Source organism: Marinomonas sp. MED121 (assembly GCF_000153025.1).
GTDB lineage: Bacteria > Pseudomonadota > Gammaproteobacteria > Pseudomonadales > Marinomonadaceae > Marinomonas.
In genome coordinates this window covers 928,609-946,880 of the sequence record NZ_CH672429.1, presented here as the reverse complement: position 1 = coordinate 946,880, position 18,272 = coordinate 928,609, and the positions used below count along the sequence as shown (strand labels likewise).

Annotated in this window: 16 protein-coding genes; 10 read left to right on the top strand and 6 right to left on the bottom strand. The window is 42.4% G+C overall.

All coding sequences use genetic code 11. The annotated features are described in order from the left end of the window. Positions 1–55 precede the first annotated feature (55 nt). The 3 genes from MED121_RS04295 to MED121_RS04285 form a co-directional block, all read right to left on the bottom strand. Entirely contained in the window at positions 56–979 is a 924-nt protein-coding gene (locus MED121_RS04295; RefSeq protein WP_009832388.1) for a DUF2608 domain-containing protein, read from the bottom strand. Between the two features lie 100 nt (positions 980–1,079). Then, entirely contained in the window at positions 1,080–2,816 is a 1,737-nt protein-coding gene (locus MED121_RS04290; RefSeq protein WP_036178696.1) for a GMC oxidoreductase, read from the bottom strand. A gap of 410 nt (positions 2,817–3,226) precedes the next feature. After that, the gene (locus tag MED121_RS04285; protein WP_009832385.1) at positions 3,227–3,919 is read right to left on the bottom strand and encodes an SDR family oxidoreductase; all 693 of its coding nucleotides are present in this window, start codon (positions 3,917–3,919) and stop codon (positions 3,227–3,229) included. 289 nt (positions 3,920–4,208) lie between these two features. Here MED121_RS04285 and MED121_RS04280 point away from each other — a divergent pair, with 289 nt between their 5' ends. The 3 genes from MED121_RS04280 (at position 4,209) to MED121_RS04270 (ending at position 7,893) form a co-directional block, all read left to right on the top strand. Further along, a complete protein-coding gene (locus MED121_RS04280; RefSeq protein ID WP_009832384.1) occupies positions 4,209–6,230 on the top strand; it encodes a DUF294 nucleotidyltransferase-like domain-containing protein in 2,022 nt (673 codons plus the stop codon). Positions 6,231–6,232: 2 nt separating this feature from the next. Then, positions 6,233–6,925, top strand: coding sequence for a 3'-5' exonuclease (locus MED121_RS04275; protein WP_009832383.1), 693 nt, complete (start codon positions 6,233–6,235; stop codon positions 6,923–6,925). Between the two features lie 308 nt (positions 6,926–7,233). Beyond that, positions 7,234–7,893, top strand: a complete 660-nt coding sequence (locus tag MED121_RS04270; RefSeq protein ID WP_165474607.1) for an ABC transporter substrate-binding protein — start codon at positions 7,234–7,236, stop codon at positions 7,891–7,893. Positions 7,894–7,934: 41 nt separating this feature from the next. Here MED121_RS04270 and MED121_RS04265 read toward each other — a convergent pair whose 3' ends face one another. Continuing rightward, positions 7,935–9,197 (bottom strand): MFS transporter, encoded by a 1,263-nt coding sequence (locus MED121_RS04265; RefSeq protein ID WP_131470971.1) that lies wholly within the window; start codon positions 9,195–9,197, stop codon positions 7,935–7,937. Positions 9,198–9,347: 150 nt separating this feature from the next. On the opposite strand from MED121_RS04265, the gene MED121_RS04260 reads away from it, so the two are divergent. The 6 genes from MED121_RS04260 to MED121_RS04235 all read left to right on the top strand — a co-directional run bounded on the left by MED121_RS04260 (position 9,348) and on the right by MED121_RS04235 (position 14,268). Beyond that, on the top strand, positions 9,348–9,821 hold the full coding sequence (locus MED121_RS04260) for an isoprenylcysteine carboxylmethyltransferase family protein (protein WP_009832380.1): 474 nt from the start codon (positions 9,348–9,350) through the stop codon (positions 9,819–9,821). A 540-nt stretch (positions 9,822–10,361) separates the two neighbouring features. After that, entirely contained in the window at positions 10,362–11,120 is a 759-nt protein-coding gene (locus MED121_RS04255; RefSeq protein WP_009832379.1) for a transporter substrate-binding domain-containing protein, read from the top strand. Between the two features lie 213 nt (positions 11,121–11,333). Then, entirely contained in the window at positions 11,334–12,710 is a 1,377-nt protein-coding gene (locus MED121_RS04250) for a dicarboxylate/amino acid:cation symporter (protein WP_009832378.1), read from the top strand. A 109-nt stretch (positions 12,711–12,819) separates the two neighbouring features. Further along, positions 12,820–13,176, top strand: a complete 357-nt coding sequence (locus tag MED121_RS04245) for a VOC family protein (protein WP_036178693.1) — start codon at positions 12,820–12,822, stop codon at positions 13,174–13,176. A 124-nt stretch (positions 13,177–13,300) separates the two neighbouring features. Then, positions 13,301–13,831 carry a GNAT family N-acetyltransferase gene (locus tag MED121_RS04240; protein WP_009832376.1) on the top strand — a complete coding sequence of 177 codons (531 nt, stop codon included), beginning with the start codon at positions 13,301–13,303 and terminating at the stop codon, positions 13,829–13,831. A 68-nt stretch (positions 13,832–13,899) separates the two neighbouring features. Continuing rightward, on the top strand, positions 13,900–14,268 hold the full coding sequence (locus MED121_RS04235; protein ID WP_131470970.1) for a hypothetical protein: 369 nt from the start codon (positions 13,900–13,902) through the stop codon (positions 14,266–14,268). A gap of 120 nt (positions 14,269–14,388) precedes the next feature. On the opposite strand, the gene fdhA is transcribed toward MED121_RS04235, so the two are convergent. Both fdhA and MED121_RS04225 read right to left on the bottom strand, forming a co-directional pair. After that, positions 14,389–15,585 (bottom strand): formaldehyde dehydrogenase, glutathione-independent, encoded by a 1,197-nt coding sequence (fdhA, locus tag MED121_RS04230; protein ID WP_009832374.1) that lies wholly within the window; start codon positions 15,583–15,585, stop codon positions 14,389–14,391. A gap of 182 nt (positions 15,586–15,767) precedes the next feature. Further along, a complete protein-coding gene (locus MED121_RS04225; RefSeq protein WP_009832373.1) occupies positions 15,768–16,685 on the bottom strand; it encodes an EamA family transporter in 918 nt (305 codons plus the stop codon). Between the two features lie 158 nt (positions 16,686–16,843). Here MED121_RS04225 and MED121_RS04220 point away from each other — a divergent pair, with 158 nt between their 5' ends. Then, the gene (locus tag MED121_RS04220) at positions 16,844–18,262 is read left to right on the top strand and encodes a PLP-dependent aminotransferase family protein (protein ID WP_009832372.1); all 1,419 of its coding nucleotides are present in this window, start codon (positions 16,844–16,846) and stop codon (positions 18,260–18,262) included. The last annotated feature ends 10 nt before the right edge of the window (positions 18,263–18,272 follow it).

Genomic DNA, 18,272 nt, shown 5'->3' with positions numbered 1-18,272 from the left:
AAAGAGCCTAAAAAGACCTAAGCAGAGCGTTCAGAGTACTGAACGCTCCAAGGTATTATAGCATTGGCTTTTTTAATTCTGTGCTTAAAACATCCTTTATCATATTCCACTTATTGGTCGCATTTTGCTGGTGCTGACGTGCAAACTTGCCCTTTGTCAGTGCCGCTTTATGCTTTTCTAAGGCGGTAAAGTGTAGGGCTTTTACCTGATATTCAGGGCTATTTTTAAAGGCTTTATGGACACTGATGACATTGGCGAGTGTATCGTCAATAAAGATAATTTTAGTTAGCTTAGTGGCGTTTACTTGCTGATTGAATTCATCTAACAAACACTTTAAATTCACACCTTTATCTTGCCCTGATAAATACATGGCACCGTTGCGGTAACTAATGGCTTGCATAGTGCTGATATCGCAGGGGATATAAGGACTAGCCTTGCTACTTCTGTCATTAAACAGCAGAGAGTTTTGGCTCAAATGGGTTGCAAAGGTGGTTATTTTTCCCATTTTGAGTGCGGCGAATTGCTGCTCTGTTGCTGAAATATCCGTATTGCCCCTAGCAGTTTCGACTAATAATCTTACGCCTGATTGAGTGAGTATTTTCAGGACATTTGGCACTTCTTTTTGGCTATAGACCATCTTGTTTAAATTAAATAATAAGGTCGCAGTCACTAAAAGGTCGTCAAAACTATCCGCCACTCTAGGCTGTTGGTTCTTGTTAATCTGATCGTTTTGCCAATTAAACCAAGCTGGACCCCCAAGGTATTGGCATACATCTGGTCGCTCACTGTCAGGGCATTCCATCATGCTGATGGTATCGTCATCGTCCATCACAAGCAGGGTGTTATAGGGCTGATCTATGACTTTGCTTATTTCAATCAATTCATCAAAAGAGGCAATGGCACCATGGCTTGATGCCGCCATAGCTAAGTTTGTTAGACTTAACATAACCAGGGTAAAAATAAGGTGCGTTATCTTCATGGCAAACTCCTTTAGCCAAAAAGCTGGCCGCTTTATCTCAAAGGGCCAGCTTGGTTTAGGTCTTATTAAATTTTAGGGTTTGATTCTTGTCTATTCGCCCTTATTTTTTGATAAGGTTATCCGCAAGATGCTGAGCGAGCGCCACCATGGTCATTGTCGGGTTCCATGAGCCACCTTGAGGCCAGAGGCAACCGCCTGTGATATAGACGTTATTTGTCCCTCTTAGTTTGTAATCAGTATCAACAGGGGCGTCATCATGCTCTCCCAAAAAGAGTGTGGATGACTCGTGCACTAGTGCATCCACTCGGCGTTCCTCTGTGCTGGGTTGTGAACTTGCCCATTCACCAGAATCTGGGTCACCATGCCAATATTGAACTTGAGATTTACCTTGAGGTGACAACACATCTTCTAAGACGCTGAAGGTGGCCTTGTCCATCGCATTCCAGGTTTCATAATCGCTTGAATTTTCAACTACTTGTAACAATGAGTTGGTGGTTATATTGGAATCCTGTTGATAGTGCTTAAACCAGTTTTCCTTGTTGTCATAATCTAACTCTCCTAACACGGCGCAAACAAAGACCACATAATCTTCTGAGCTTTCAAGCTGTGCCATAGAGGCTGTGGACACTACATCAGGCATATAACGCAAGGCCGTTCCTGCATTTTTAACTGGGTCTTGATTACTGATAGAGGTTAATTGAATGTGAAATTGTTGATCGTAATTATTACCAATCCCCGCCACATAACAGGCGCCCATTTCTAATGGGTTATCAGAGCATAAACCTAAATCTGCTTTAGGCACTCTGGCGGTAATGGCGCTGATAAAATGTGCCGAGAAGCGCTCGCCAATATGTTGTAGTTCAGGGAAAGAGTTTTGTACCAAGGTGGTTGGTGGCAAGGTGCCCATGGCTAGGATTAACTTAGCCCCATTAATTGGCATCACACCACGTGATGTTTGCAGTGCTGAAGCCGTGCCATCTTGGTTATAAATTCTTTCTACAACACATTGAGTGACAATATCTAAGGTGCTGCCTTTGCCTTCTTTTGCTAAGGCTTGTTGTTTGCTGACAAGCTCTAATAAAGGGCCTGGGGTAGAGTATTTTTGAAAGTCTATGTCATCGACTTCTTTTCCATCACAAGCAAGGGGAGCCGCTTGTGTGCGATACACACCCGGAATACTGCCTGTTTCATTCGCATTATTGAGTAGTGTTTGAACCTTGTTCTGAAGTTCACCATAAACGGGGCGTTGCTGGCCGATTAGTCGAGTTAAAAGAGGGTCGCGATTTGCATCAATTTGATCTGCATTTTGTACTCGTAAGAGCTTTTCAGCACTGGCGAAGTATTCTTTTGCGGTGGCTATGGTTGTTTTTGGCCAGCCTTTCATTTCATCTGTATTCGGTCTTGGACACCAGGCGCTCCAAAGGGTGGATCTCCCCCCAACAAAAGGCACCATGCCGTGTTGCCAACGCACTGGTCCACCTCGACCTGATGCGGTTTCTTGAGAGAGGGTCCAAGGGAAGGTTTCAGATAAACCGCCTAAGGTATTCACAAAAGGCAGTGGCAGGTTTTGAAAATGTTCAGGTAAAAAGAAAGGGCCTCTTTCAAGCATTAAAATTCGACAGTGAGGGTCGTTTTCTAACGCTCGTTCAGCGGTGGCGTAGGCGCAAAAACCTGTGCCTATGATCACAAGGTCATACTGTCCATTTTCTCGCGCGTTTTTCCATTGGCCTTCGGTAAGAAAGAAGACGTGATCCATTACATTCTGGCCGCTAGGCGATTGTGGACCGGGTGTTGGATAGCCGTGATGAAGGTTTTCTGTCGAAGCAAAATTTCCCATAACAATTTCCTTATCTAGTGAACTAAGCCGAATTAATTGATTTAGGTACTGTTTATTATTTTGGCGAAAACTGAGGAATCAGAAATGAACATATGACTTATGCGCTTTCCTTAGCTTAAGCCCATCAAAAGCTAGCAGGTTTTTGCCTTTTCACCAGTTAATCGCAAGGGCAATATTAAAAGCTCATTTGCTGAGATCGAAAAATGAAAAAGCGGTTTAAAAAAGGGGGATGAAGTGAGCAACTTACTGAAGCAAGTCGTGAATCTTAGATTAAATAACCTAAGTTGGTGTCCGCAATCATTAAGCCACTAAAAGGACTTATTTGTAGGCTTTCAATCTTAACAAGGCAAGCTGAAAATTTTGATGGGCAATACCCCTAAAAGAGGCATTGCGCACGTTAAAAAGGACGATTACCAAGCAATTTCGGCACCGTCATAGTTGTAAAAACGGCCAGTCATAATATCGGATGTCATAACCTTCTTTAGCCCTGTGACACTTTCTTCTACATCGATTAATCCGTTAGGGCCACCCATATCGGTTCTGACCCAGCCGGGGTGTAATGCAATGACTTTCACATCCTGTGGACTAAGGTCAATGGATAAGCTTTTAATGACCTGATTAAGGGCGGTTTTTGTGCTGCGATAAATGTAGGCTGCGCCGCTTTGATTATCACTGATACTGCCCATTTTACTGCTTAAAATGGCAATTTTCTTGCCCTGACTTGAACCCACATGGGGGGCAAAAGCTTGTACGAGTTTTAAAGGGGCAATCGTATTGGTTTCAAAAACTTGGCGCCAAGCATCAAGGTCAAGATGGTCCAAGCTAGAGCCTCTAGGGCCATAGACACCAGCATTGTTAATGAGTAAATCAAAGCTTTGATCCTGCAAGGATTTAGCTAATTGAGCCACTGCCTGATAGTCAGTGACATCAAGGGTGTAAAGTGCAATGTCTTTATTTTGATTGGCAAGTTGTGTGAGCGCTAAGGCATTTTCCGGATTACGGCAACAAGCACTGACACGCCAGCCATCCTTGGAAAATTGTTTAACCATTTCAAGCCCGATTCCGCGATTAGCGCCAGTAATAAATAGGTGAGGTTGTGACATAAGGTGTTCCTTGAATAAAGTCCTGTAAGTTATTTAGCAGTTCATCTTTTGTAAAACAAGCTAAGTGGCGATAAAGCCTTATTTCTTGAAATATTGTTCAGTTTTTATTGATTTATAAAGGGGGTCTTTGAAACATAAGAAATGGTTATATGAAATCTTTTAAGTTATTGAAAAGTAATGGAAATTATTATTTTTGGTTAATAGGAGCGAATTAGACATTAGTCTTAATCTATTGAACTTAAAAAGCCTTGGGCACATGCTTTGATGATGACAAATTAAGGAGAGCGAGATGTCTGCTATCGATGTGCAAGAGGTGGTGAAGTTTTTACAGGCTACCATGCCTTTTGACACCCTATCCAAGCCCGACTTGAAACGGCTGGTAGAATCCTTAGATGTGATTTATATCAGACAGGGTCAGAGTCTTTCTTTGGGCGCGCAAGGGCCTAATGTCTTGCCTTTAAATGATTTGCATATTATTCGCCGTGGGGCATTTGAAATTCAATGTGCAAAAGGTGGGTTGGTGGATAAGCTTGCTGACGGGGAGTGCTTTGGGGTTTCCAGTGTGTTGGATAATAACCCTGAAGGGCTGTATGTGGTGGCGCTAGAAGATAGCTTGGTGTTTCGACTGGATAAAGAGAGCTTTTTAGCCCTAACCAAGTCTAATACAGACTTTGCCTTATTTTTTGCCAACACCCGGGTGAAGCGACTAAGCCTACTCTCTAAAAGCTTACAGAAAAATAATGCCAGGGAGCCTTTACCACTTGTACCTGATTTAGCGCCCTTGGCGTCGGTTGTATCATCTTCATCTTCATCTTCATCTCAGGCGCAGGTTGAAGATAAACAAGGTGAGTCAGCGCAAGATATGCATGCTCAAAATAGAGCCAATCCCGCTATGCAACTCTCCCTACCTTTGCATCACATTATGTCGCGTCAGCTAGTGCAAACCACAGCAGATACCAGTATTCATATGGCAGCCTTACAAATGACTGGGGCGAGGGTGAGCTCCTTGCTAGTGGTAGAAGGCGAAACCCTAATAGGCATTATTACCGACAGAGATCTTCGCTCAAGAGTGCTTGCAAAGGGTTTATCGCCGCTGATGCCTATCGCCACTATTATGACGCGGACGCCGACATTTTTAGATGAGTCCAGCTTGTGCATTCATGCACAACTTTTAATGAGTGAGCGTAATATTCACCATTTACCCATTGTTGATGATAGACAGCGCCCCGTCGGCATTATTACCGCGACTGATATTTTGAGAAACCAGCAAACTAGCCCTTTGTTAATGGTGTCAGAAATTAGCCGGCAAAAGTCAGTGGCCGCTCTAGCTGAGGTGTGTCAACGCTTACCTAGGCTGATTAGTAATTTGGTGGCTGGTGATATTAGCCCGCAAGATATGGGCGAAGTATTGGCGAGTATTACAGATAATTTAACCCGACGTATCATAGAGCTGGGTATTTCTGAGCTAGGTAAGCCGCCTATGCAATTTAATTTTTTGGTGTTTGGTTCTCAAGCTCGAAAGGAGCAATCCCTTGGCAGTGATCAAGACAATGGTCTGATGCTCGAACGAGACGGTGATGAAAGGGAAATGGCGTATTTTAAAATGCTATCTGACTTTATCTGTCAGGCACTCAATGAATGCGGTATTCCTTTTTGCCCGGGTAATATTATGTCGAGCAATCCTGATTGTCGTCTGACAAAAACACAATGGCTGAAAAAAATATCCTACTGGGTGGAAAGTAATTCGCCGCAAGCCCTGTTAAATGCCAGTATTTTCTTTGATATGCGAAGTGTTTATGGCCCTAAAGTTGCCATGCAAGCACTGACAGATTTACTGCAAGAAAAAGCAGTGAAAAACAGCATTTTTCTAGCGACATTAACCCGTAATGCTATCTCTTCTCGCCCCCCATTAGGGTTTTTTCGAGACTTTGTGTTGGAGCATTCTGGAGAGCACAAAAACAAACTTGATCTTAAGCATCAAGGGCTCGCGTTAATTAATGACTTGGCTCGGCTGTACAGCTTTGCAACCAGCCAATATCAGGTCTCCACATTGAAGCGTTTAGACTGGATCGCGAAAGAGGGCTTGCTGAGCCAAGATTATGTGCGCAATTTACAAGATGCTTGGGAATATTTATCAAGCCTTAGACTCGAAGCACAGCAAGCGAGCTGGCAAAAAACAGGGATTGCCAGTGCTTTTCTAGATCCTTCTTCTTTGAGCCCTTTGGAGCGGAAGCACTTAAAACTAACCTTTAAAACCATAGTGGAAGCGCAGGATGTGGCACAGAATAAATTTGCTAAGGGGTTAGGCTGATCATGTCTGCACTTTTATCCCACTGGCGTCAAAAGCAAATGGATATGGGCCAGCGCTTAAAACAAAAAATAGGCCGTCATAAACAACATAATAAAGCTTGGATAAACCATGAATATCTGGTGCTGGATATGGAAACAACAGGTCTAGATGCAACAAAAGACAGGGTGATTAGTTTAGGGTGGGTGTTGATAAAAAACGGCGCAATTAAGCTCTCAAGTGCCCGTCATATCCTATTAGATAATGGGCCTGTAGATGAAAAGACGGTCGCTATCCATATGATTACTGATCAGGATATCAGTGAGCTTGGCCGTAATCCCAGTGTTGCAATGCGTTATTTAAGGCAATTGTTATTGGATAAGGTATTGGTGGTGCACCATGCCCCCATAGAGCAAGCCTTTCTCGAAAAGCTTTGGCAAGCGCATAAACTCAATCCATTAACTCAGGTCATGTTAGATACACTTGCTATGGAGCGTGATACCCAAATGCGCAAACAATATATGTTAACCAGTGATGCCTTTCGTTTAGGGGAGTGTCGCAAGCGTTATGGTTTACCTGATTATCAGGGGCACGATGCCCTTGGGGATGCCCAAGCTACTGCTGAGTTATTGCTAGCACAGCTTAATCATGCAGGCTTAGACACAAACCTTAAAGATTTGATACGCAAAGGCGGTAAACTGTTACGTTTTAAAGCCTAAACACTCTGCTGCTTATTGTTCCTTGACTTATCCTCACTCTCCTTTTCCAATCGTTACAATGATCTATGCCTAAGTTTGAAATGCTTGGTTATAATTATTATTAGTCTGGGTAATTTGAATTGATTTGCTTTAAACACTGATATTTATTAAGAGACTCTATTTAAGGTGTTTACTAGGGAGAATGGCTTTTATTCGCAGGTTACTTAACTTAATTCAGTCGCCGCTAATTAATGCATGAAGGTATTCTCTTGAAGTTTTTTCTAACTCTCTGTTGCTTATTTCTTCCCTTTATTGTGCAAGCCAACTGTATGAAAGCTGCCGTTATTGAAAGCAAACCCGTAGGCTATGTTAAAGAGAATGGTATGCGAACCGGTGTTCATTGGGACTTTTTATCACAAATTAGCCAAATTTCAGGCCAATGTATAGAAAAGGACCTATTACCTTTTGCTAGGGTTTGGGGCAGCCTTGAAGCTGGCTCGTATGACTTAGCTGTAGGGTTTTCTTCAGCATCACGGGACAACAAGGTGATTAAAGTTGCCTTAATTCGTGAATTAAAAACCATAGTGGTGGGAGCTAAAGGTACTAAGGTTCGACACTATGAGGACTTAGCTGGTTTAACGATAGGAAAAACAAGGGCCACTAAACTTAATTATCGATTCGATAATGATGTCAGTTTACACATAGTGGAGCTTAATGATTATCAACATGGCGTTGATATGTTACTAGCGGGTCGTATAGATGCATTGGCAGGCAGCTACAGAGTCATTAAATATCAATTGGAGCAGTTAGAGCAGGTGAGTTACCTAGATAAAAGTGGCTTTCATGTGCTGGGCGCTAAACAGCAGTGGTTGCATATGTCTAAGCAATCCCAATATCAAGAGGCTATTCCACTGTTAAAACGCGCCGTTGAGATCTTAAGAGACAATGGTGCGCTCTCAACCCTCATCAACAAGCATTATAATGAATAGCACCTAGTTTAAGATTGATCTCTTACTCACTTTTACCTGCCTTATTCATTGTTAAAGCGACTGGCATAGAGAGTCATACATCCTCCCGCGAAACATAGGGCTAAAATGGCTAGCATCATGCCTAGGCTGTCAAATCTAACCAGTGTGGCGGCAAACACAGGGGGGCCTATGCTGGCACCTAAATTACCTAATTGAGCGATGGCTCCATTACTTTTTGCTTGCTCACTCGCCTCTTTTACCAATACTGGGATCATGGCAAAGGCTGAGCCTGCGACTAAACCTGAAAAAATTAATAGGCAAATAGCAAAAGCATAGAAATGTGTTGGAGAGTCGATATTGATAAAGGTAAGAAGACTAAAAAACGCCACGCCAGCATAGGCTAAAGTGCCGACACGCTGAGCAGTAAACCAATATTGAGCGAGCACTCCCGCCAGAAAAGTGCCTGCAATACTAACAAGTGGCAAGACAATAAAGAGCTGATTTTTAGTGTCTAGATCCTCACTCAACCTTGGAATAAAGGTCAATAAAGAAACAAACATACTGGTATGAAATAGGAAAACAAGGCCAGGTAATAAGCTAGTGGGATTCTTATATAAACTGACTAAATCTTTTATAAAAGCGTGAATAACCTCAAGTTGATTGATTGAGGCTTCTTGCTTAGCTTGAGTCTGTTCTTTTACGTTATCGCGCTGAGAGGGCTTAAGATACAAACTTAAGTAAATAAAAATAGGCAATATTAGGATAGCATGGCTTTGATAGAGCAGACTTAAACCGCCTATGTGTAATAGCTGGTTACCAAACCATCCCATTAAGGCAAAAGCTACTCCAAAAAAAGTCCCCCAAAGGCCCATACAAATTGCCTGATGGCGCTTCTCGCTAATAGAAATCATAAGTGTTGGCGCTGAAACCACGACCCCAAGATGGGATAAACCTTCTAAAATACGGCTAAATAGCAAGTATTCAATATCAGGTAAAAAAGACTGTAAGAAGGAGAGGCTACTGCCCAATAGCAAGCTGGCTAATAGGACTTTTTTGTGGCCTAACTTACCGCTTAAAACACCTGCTACTGTGCCAAAAATTAGCCCCATTATGCCAACAGAAGACAGCCCAATACTGATGGTTGAAGGGCTGCTTTGATAATGGGCTAATAAGCTATCAAATGAAGTGGAAAACTTTGCAAACTGCATCGCCGCATACACCCCAGCTAACCAGAGCATGATGACGCTTAGCCATTGGGTTGAGAGGACATCATCGGCATTTGCTGGGGGTAAATTCGCTTTAGTGCTTAGGGTATCCAATTTCAAAACCTATCCCTGTCTTAAAATGTAATTAACTGATTGTCTTATAAAATATTTTAAAGCGAGCTTATCATAATACATGAATGCATTTTGAAGAGGTGTTATTTTAACTATTGCTTATATACTGAATAAACATAGCGCACTTAAGGAAGTTAGATGTCTGTGCTTGAATTGAAGGTGCCACCGCTTTTGTTAGTGATTATATTTGCTATGCTCATGTGGTGGGTGAGTCTTGAGGCGAATATAGCAAGTGTTCAATTATCCTTATCTTCTACCACTAGAGTTGGGGTGTTGATCTTGGCTTTTATTATTGGTGCAGGCTTTGCTATATCTGGTGTGAAAGCGTTTAAAGAGGCGCAAACAACAGTGAATCCAACTAGGCCAAACACCTCCTCGTCTTTGGTCACTTCTGGTATTTATCAATATACTCGCAACCCCATGTATGTGGGCTTTTTATTGAGCTTGCTAGGGTGGGGGATTTTTTTAGCGAACTTGATCGCCTTGTCTTTATGTATGGTTTTTATCTGGTATATGAATCGTTTTCAAATTGAACCAGAAGAGCGGGCTTTAGAAAGATTATTTGGGGATGAGGTATTAACCTATCGGCAACACGTTAGACGATGGGTTTAGGGAAGCTGCGAATAAGTCCTCCCGCCTCAGCGTGTGGATAAAACGCCTTAGATTTAAGGCGAGAGTCGCAACTTAATAGTGACTCTATTGATCAGACTCTCAACTTACAGATAAGGCTTTAAGGCCACGCCCTTCGCGTCTTTGAAGAATACCTAAACGGCATTTCAGAAAAAAGTGTCATCCTGTGTTGTCCCTTCTCGAAAGGTACCTAGATTACGTCAAAGTGACGCCTTGTTTGACACCTTTTCTGATAAGACTGAGAAGAGGTGACTTAATCGCAGTTTCCTTAGCCCTTATGCATGAGCGTTTTGTCTTGATATAAGTTGGGCGATTCCTCATTCAGTTTCTATAATTTAAAGAACCTGCGATTAATATCACTCATTTTATTTAGGAGATATTAAATTTTCTTTGCGAATCCAAGCGCGTTGGGAGAAGAGCTAGATGAATAAGAGAGTGAGTTATTCAAAAAGACGCCTTCATACTTGCATCTTACTTATAGCCTTTAGTGTGTTTTCCCAGAATCTATTAGGGCAATGTATTATGAGCATGGGTTATAGGCTAGAAGATAAGTCGCCTTTTATGGCCGCTAGCCCCGATAATAGAGGGTTCTATTTCGATTTATATTCCCAAGCTGTCAAGGCAATTGACTGCCAATTACAGGTTGTAAGAAGGACTAAAAAACGGATATTAGCGGACCTTTCGACAGGTAAAGTTGATTTTTATCCTGCTTATAATTATTCAGAAAAGAGACTTAATGCAGTTTATTTTATTACCACTGGCATAATGAAAAAAAATGTTGGTATTTCACGGGAAACCTTGGCGGATATTTCACAATTATCCCAACTCAAAGGCCGAGTCGTCATATTACCTCTTGGAAGTATTAATCACTATAAAGATATTGAAAGCATTCAAATTTATGAAATTCCCAATATGGGATTTGAAAAAGCGATCAGTCTTTTAAAAAGGGAAAGAGGGGACTTTTATTATGCTAATTATTCTGAGTTTTTGTATTACCTTAAACAACGTCCTTTGAACACTGTCACAGGGAATGATTGGGCGCCAAAAGTGCACCATGATTGCTGTGGTGGTGAAAAGCGCGTTTATTTAGCTTTTTCTCGCCGATCACCTCACTTTAAGGATAAGGCTAACCCTGATTTTAAATCGGAACAGGCTATTTCTATCGCTAATTTACCTAGAATATTGGACCCAAGTTCAAAGGCTTATCAATTTGAAAGTGCCCTAATCAGATTAGAGGCAGAGGGTAAGACGCAAAAAATTTATGATCAGTACTTTAGATAAAGCTCTCAGAAAATCTCTTTTGATAAACTCAAACATGGAATGATAAATCAGTAAACAAAGCTGAACTTAGCTTAGTTTTAGCTCTATGTGATAGAGATTTGTAAACACTGTCAGAAAGTTTGATCTGTGCCTTGTTTAGGCTTGTTAGGGCTTGAATACCTTGCTTAAAAACTCAGAATAAGTCCGTATTATTATGGATGAGTTTTAACGAATATGACTTCTTTAGCCCCTTGGTACCAACCCTTTGATAATCAGCTTAAACAGATCTCTATGCTGCTTAAAAATCAGTTATGGATGCAAATCATTGTCGCACTGATTCTAGGTGTCACTTTAGGTTTAATGCTATCGCCATCAGGCGGTGGTTTGGTAGAAGCTGACACTGCCGCTGTCATTGCCCAATGGGTAAAATTACCGGGTACTGTTTTCCTTGCTTTGATCCAAATGGTGGTGGTACCACTTGTTCTTAGTTCTATCATGTTAGGCATAGCCACAGCGGGAGACCCTGAATATCTCAAAAAAATTGGCTTAAGAATTTTCCCTTACTTTGTGAGCACTACCACGGTTGCTGTCATCATTGGCGCGAGTTTAGTGTTATGGATTGAACCTGGGCAATACATGCAGAGTCAAATACAGGATCAAATGGGTGGACAGCAAATCAGCGGCCAAATAGCCACTGATGAAGACGCAGGAGTGCCCATTGCAACACTTAAAGATACCTCAGTGCCTGATAAAATCAGCGGCCTCATCCCCACAAATATGACAAAAGCGACGTTAGACAAAAGTATGCTTCAACTTGTGGTGTACGCCATGATCATGGGGGTTGCGCTGGTGGCCTTGCCCCCTAAAAAGTCCAAAGTATTGCTACAAGCCTTAGACAGTGTTCAAGCCATTGCTATGCAAGTGGTAAGTTGGGCCATGTTGCTAGCGCCCTTAGCCGTATTTGGCCTTTTGTGTGAAATCACCATACGCATAGGGGTAGATGCGTTATTAGGCATGTCTATTTATGTGCTGACTGTGATTCTTGGGCTAGTGTTTTTATGGGTATTCTATTTACTCATTATAAGGCTGGTGGCATCAAGATCAGTCTGGCGCTTTTCAAAGGGAATTCGTTCGGTACAACTTCTTGCTTTTTCCACCTCAAGTTCAGCCGCTGTGATGCCTTTATCTCTTAAAACCTCAGAGCAAAGCCTAGGTGTAAAGCCGTCAGTCGGGCAATTTGTGATTCCTTTAGGAGCAACCATTAATATGGATGGCACTGCCTTGTATCAAACCATAGCAGCGATTTTTTTAGTGCAGGCCTTTGGTGTCGAGATCACAACCAGTGAGCTCTTATTACTCATGTTGACCACCATAGGTGCGTCTATCGGCGCGCCCAGTACACCGGGTGTGGGCATAGTGATACTGGCCACCTTGCTAGGCACTGTGGGAGTCCCTGCTGCAGGTATAGGCTTGATACTGGGGGTGGATAGAATATTGGATATGTGCCGAACCACTTTAAATGTAACGGGTGATCTCACTGCCTGTTGTGTCATGGATAAATGGTTGCCAGAGTCAGGTGAGAGAAAGGAAAGAGACTATTGGAAAAGTTAGATTGAATGACTGCTGACATAAGGTGTCAGTAGAGGGTGGATATACTGAATTTCTATACTTTGTTAATCAAGATTAATTCACTCACTCTCTCTCATTAGGGCATTCAATAATGAAAATGGACTACTGCGTTCTTGGAACCAACAATATGGCAGCGGCAATCAACTTCTACGATTCACTGTTTGAACAAACAGAACTTAATCAGGTGTTAGCAACCGATAGAATGACGTTTTGGCAAGGTGCGGACTTTGCGTTTGCCATAGCGATTCCTTTTAATGAAGAGCCTGCGACCAATGGTAATGGCACCATGATAGGTTTAAATGTGGGTTCGATAGAAGAAGTGGTTAGGCTTTATCAAAAAGCGCTTGAACTTGGTGGAACCAGCGAAGGTGAGCCCGGTGATCGCGGGCCAAGGTTCTCGGCTTACGTGAGAGATTTAGATAAAAACAAACTCGTTTTTTCGGTGTAACTATAACCATAAATTTAGCTAAAAAAGTATCTAGCGTAAGTGAAAGTTGCTAATTTGTATCAGCACCTTTAATGCAATTAAAGCTTCAAAGGTACTGTCTAATTGAAACTTATGGAGAAACCGGATGGAATTAGTTTCACCTTGCTTAGGCTATGAGCTTGAGTTTGCACGCTTCTACGATGATTTTGTGCAACATGATGTGGATAAAGCGGGTTATTACCAACAGGGTAAGGCTGACTTTAGCGCTTATATACAATCTTTGGCCGATGAGGCTGCGGGTATCAACCTGCAAGAAGACCATGTGCCTTGTAGTCATTTTTGGCTGGTCAGCGGCTCACCTAACACTGACAAAGCTATCTTAGGCGCGATTCGCGTGCGCCATCATATAGAGAATGCCTTTCTCGCATGGGAAGCTGGCCATATTGGCTATGATATTGCGCCTTCTTATCGCGGTTTAGGTCATGGCACCTTGATGCTTTCTTTAGCTTTGCCTCAGGCTAAAGCCTTGGGGATAGAGACTGCATTGGTCGTAGCAGATGAGGATAACCTCGCATCACGTAAGGTGATTGAAGCCAATGGCGGTATTTTTGAAAAGGTAGTATTAGGTAAGGTTTTTCCTGAACCTTTAGCCAGATATTGGGTGAGCTGTGTTTAAGTTAGTCGTCAATACTTTTGAAAAAAATCTGTGAGTGGAATTACATGAAAAGGCCAGATAGATACTTTATGGTATGTAGTGATATTGGTAATCCTGTGGTCCTTACTCTCACAAGAGAAGACCAAAATGTATATTTAAATATGGAAATTAGTGGTTTTGGTGGCCAGTTGAAGATGAGTTGTAATGCGCTTGAACAAATGTGCCAAGCATTTAGTTTAGAAGGACGTATTCATTCCAAAGCAAAATGGCGTCATAACTTAATCCATTGGATATCTATTTCTGTGACGAATGATGGTAATGCTTGTCGTTGTCGAGTAATTCATTACGGCCTAGGCTTTAGTATGTCGTGGTTTGATATTGAAACGGAAAAATTAGAAAAGTTTGCTAGTATGTTAGCAGAGATCCAAGAAGATTTAATAAAGCAGGAACTTGGATAGATATACTCGAAATAATATTTTATATCCTATTCAAAAAAGCCCAATGTCGGTAGGAGACATTGGGCTTTCATTTTTGTTGCTTTCATTCAGTTTAATGCGCGATAGCGATTAATAACTGAATTAAGACACCATGCTATGAGGGTCGATAACGAATTTCTTCGCCGCGCCACCATCAAAGTCTGCATAACCTTTAGGTGCGTCATCTAGACCAATCATTTGTACGTTAACGGCTTTTGCAATATCAATCTTACCGAACAAGATGGCTTGCATAAGTTGTCTATGGTAGCTCATCACTGGGCACTGGCCGGTGTGGAAAGAGTGAGATTTCGCCCAACCTAAACCAAAGCGCATAGACAGCGCACCAACGCGTGCTGCTTCATCAACCGCACCTGGGTCATCAGTGACGTATAGACCTGGGATACCAATTTGGCCACCGGCACGGGTTAATTCCATTGCCGAGTTAAGTACCGTTGCCGGTGCTTCTTTACCATGGTTACAACCACAGCCGTGAGCTTCAAAACCAACACAGTCAACAAAAGCGTCTACTTCACGTTCACCTGTGATTTGTTCTATCTTATCAGCCATTTCACCTTCTTGACGAAGATCGATGGTTTCACAACCAAAGCTACGAGCTTGATCTAGACGTTCTTGAATCATGTCACCCACTATGACACACGCTGCACCTAATAGCTGCGCAGAAGCGGCTGCGGCAAGACCAACAGGGCCAGCACCTGCGATGTACACAATAGAGCCTGGGCCAACACCCGCTGTGACACAACCATGGTAACCTGTTGGTAGGATGTCAGAGAGTAGGGTGAGATCTTTGATCTTTTCGATACCTTGATCGCGATCTGGGAATTTTAGTAGGTTAAAGTCAGCATATGGCACCATGACGTATTCTGCTTGACCACCAACCCAGCCACCCATATCAACGTAACCGTAAGCGGCACCTGGGCGCGCTGGGTTTACGTTTAGGCAGATACCAGTACGGCCTTCTTTACAGTTACGGCAACGACCACAGGCAATATTGAAAGGAACAGATACAAGGTCGCCAACATTTAAAAATTCAACATCACGACCACATTCGATGATTTCACCTGTGATCTCATGACCGAGTACGAGACCTTGTTCAGCAGTGGTTCTACCTCGAACCATGTGTTGGTCACTACCACAAATATTCGTGGTAACCACCTTTAGAATGACACCGTGCTGACATAGGCGTTTGTTCATTTCCAATTTTGGAAAGTCGATGGCGTCGACCTGCACCACGCCGGGACCTTGATAAACAACACCTCTGTTTGCATGAGCTAAAGACATAGCTTTCTCCTTATTATTAGACGCTACACAGCAGCAAAATTTAACTGCGGGCAATCAGTATGGTGCTAGTTTGATCTAGGGTCATCGCTTTAGGGCTGTTCATGTCGTGATCAGTTAGGTGGAGGTCGCTCTGCATTAGGATGGACTTGGATTATGCAGAGCGGCTCAGTTTTTAAGCTAGTTTACTTATTTCCAATCTTTTCTAAAGCAACTTTTTTTGCTGCTTTTTGGAATAAGAAAGGGTTGAGGTTAGCTGCTAAGTGGCTGATAAATAAGCCCACTAGAATGAAAAAAGCAGCCAGTATTTGCGAGATCACAATGGCTTCTTGGTAAAACCAATAGCCGCCTAAAATCGCAAAAACAGGGACTAATAAAGTCATTGGTGCCACGCTTGATAGCTCATATTTGACGATCATTTTATTCCAAAACCAGTACCCCAAAAGAGTGGTAGGGTAAGCTTGAAATAGGGCTGAAAAGATCGCTGAGCGATTGATATCTTGCGGTAAATGAGTAATGACCTCAGGACCATGGCTTATTACCGCTAACAGTAATAGGGGGATAGGGGCAAATAGCATGGCCCAGATGTTAAAAGCAAAAATGGATTTAGTGTTTGCCCGTTTTACGATTAGGCCATTAATACTCCAAAATAGAGACGCCGCTAATACCAGAATGAGGCCTTTAACCGTCACACTGCCACCTTGCTCCATCATTATGATAAAAAGCCCAATTAAGGCAAGCGCAGCGCCAAAGAGCTTATTAAAAGTTAATTTTTCATTTAAGAAAAAGTAGCCAATCAGTAAGCCTGAAACGACACTCATATCCAATAACAGGGAGGCCATGCCTGATGAGGTGCCCGCATCAATCGCTAAGGTTGTTAGCCCCCAAACACCTATACCAAAGGTCAAACCATAGCTGATGAGATAGCGCCATTTTACATCGGGCTTTTTGATAAAAAAGATGAGAGGGAATACCGCAAAGGTGAAGCGCATGGCAGTTAACACGAGGGGTTCAATATTATTTACCCCAAGCTTGATCACACTGAAATTGAATCCCCAAAGTGCCATGAGAGCGGTGAGTAAACAAAGGTCGAGTTTTTTCATGGTTTGTCTCTTAATCCTATAATGAAAGCATTGGCATGAGTATGTCGTTAAAGTGGAAAAGAGTGCAGATTCAATTTTTGATAAAAAATAGAGTACAATTGGATTTCCCTGCCAATATAAGGCGCAAGCCTGAGTGCTAATGAGTTGGAGTTGCTGTTATGACCTTGTATGAAACCTTGGCGAATGAATATATCGATGCGATCAAGAGCAAGCGCTTGCCCTTTGGTAGCCGCTTGCCTGCTTTGAGAGTGTTGGCCAAGCAGCATAAGGTGAGTTTAACAACGGCCACTAAAACCTATGAGTATTTACAGCAGCATGGTTGGATCTACCCTAGGCCGCAGGCAGGTTATTTTGTTGCTAATAATTTAGAGGAAGAGCAACTTCCACGTTTAACCTCGCTTCAAAATCAAGGGCGTGATCCTAAGAACTACTCACCGGTTTTAGGTTATAACCCTGGTGCTGAGTTTTTTAATCCTTTAGGCACCTCTATGATAGCGCCGGAATTACAACCCACCAAAGCGCTACAAAGATGTATTAAACGAGTGGCATCACGCAGCCAGCAAAGCTTATTTTCTTACCCTAACCCCCAAGGTGAAGTGGGCTTAAGGCAGGCCCTTAGCGAACATTTTCGTTTGGATCATTTTGCTTTTTCGGCCAAAGACTTAGTGATCACCAATGGCTGTATTGATTCGGTACGCATTGCCATTGAAACTCTGACAAAAGAAGGGGACACCTTAGCGATTAGCTCGCCCTGTTTTAGTGGGCTATTGGATTTGCTTGTTGCGCTTTCTCGAAAAATTGTTGAAATACCCTGCACGGAAGAAGGTTTAGATTTAGATTTTTATGAAGCCTGTTTAAAACAAGGCAATATTAAAGCGAGCTTGTTTAGTACCTCTCATATGAACCCAAGCGGTCGTACTTTATCCAATGCGCAAAAGCAGGCGTTAGCAAAACTTGCCCAAGACTATCAAACCCCCATGATAGAAGATGATGTTTATCTTGAATTATCTCATCAGGGCAAACCACCTTTACCCACCAAATATTGGGATAAGGCTGGCTATGTGATTTGGTGTGGCTCTTTTTCTAAAACCTTAGCCGCTGGGCTTAGGTTAGGTTGGTGCCTACCTGGGCGTTATTTGGATGCTTATATTAAACAGCATTCTCAAACTCGATTTGGTATCAATGGCTTGATGCAACTCAGTTTGGCTGAATTTATTAATTCAGGAGAATATCGCAGCCATGTGAACCGTATTCGCACACAGTTAAATCAGCAGGTTTATGCCTATCGTAATCTCTTGATAGAAAACTTGCCTTTGAATACTAAGATAAGCGTGCCTGATGGTGGGCTTGTTCTCTGGCTTCAATTGCCTGGAATAGATGCCAAAGGGTTAGAGTTAGCTGCTAATGCAGAAGGTGTTGATATTCGAAGTGGTGCTTGCTTTAGCACCCATGATGCTTACGGCGATTGTATTCGCATCAATTGCGGTTGGCCTATTTTGGACACGAGTGATGAAGATAAAACCAGTGCTTATCAACAGTTATTACGCTTGTGTCAGCTGGTGAAGCCGCTTAAATAGCGCTAACTAA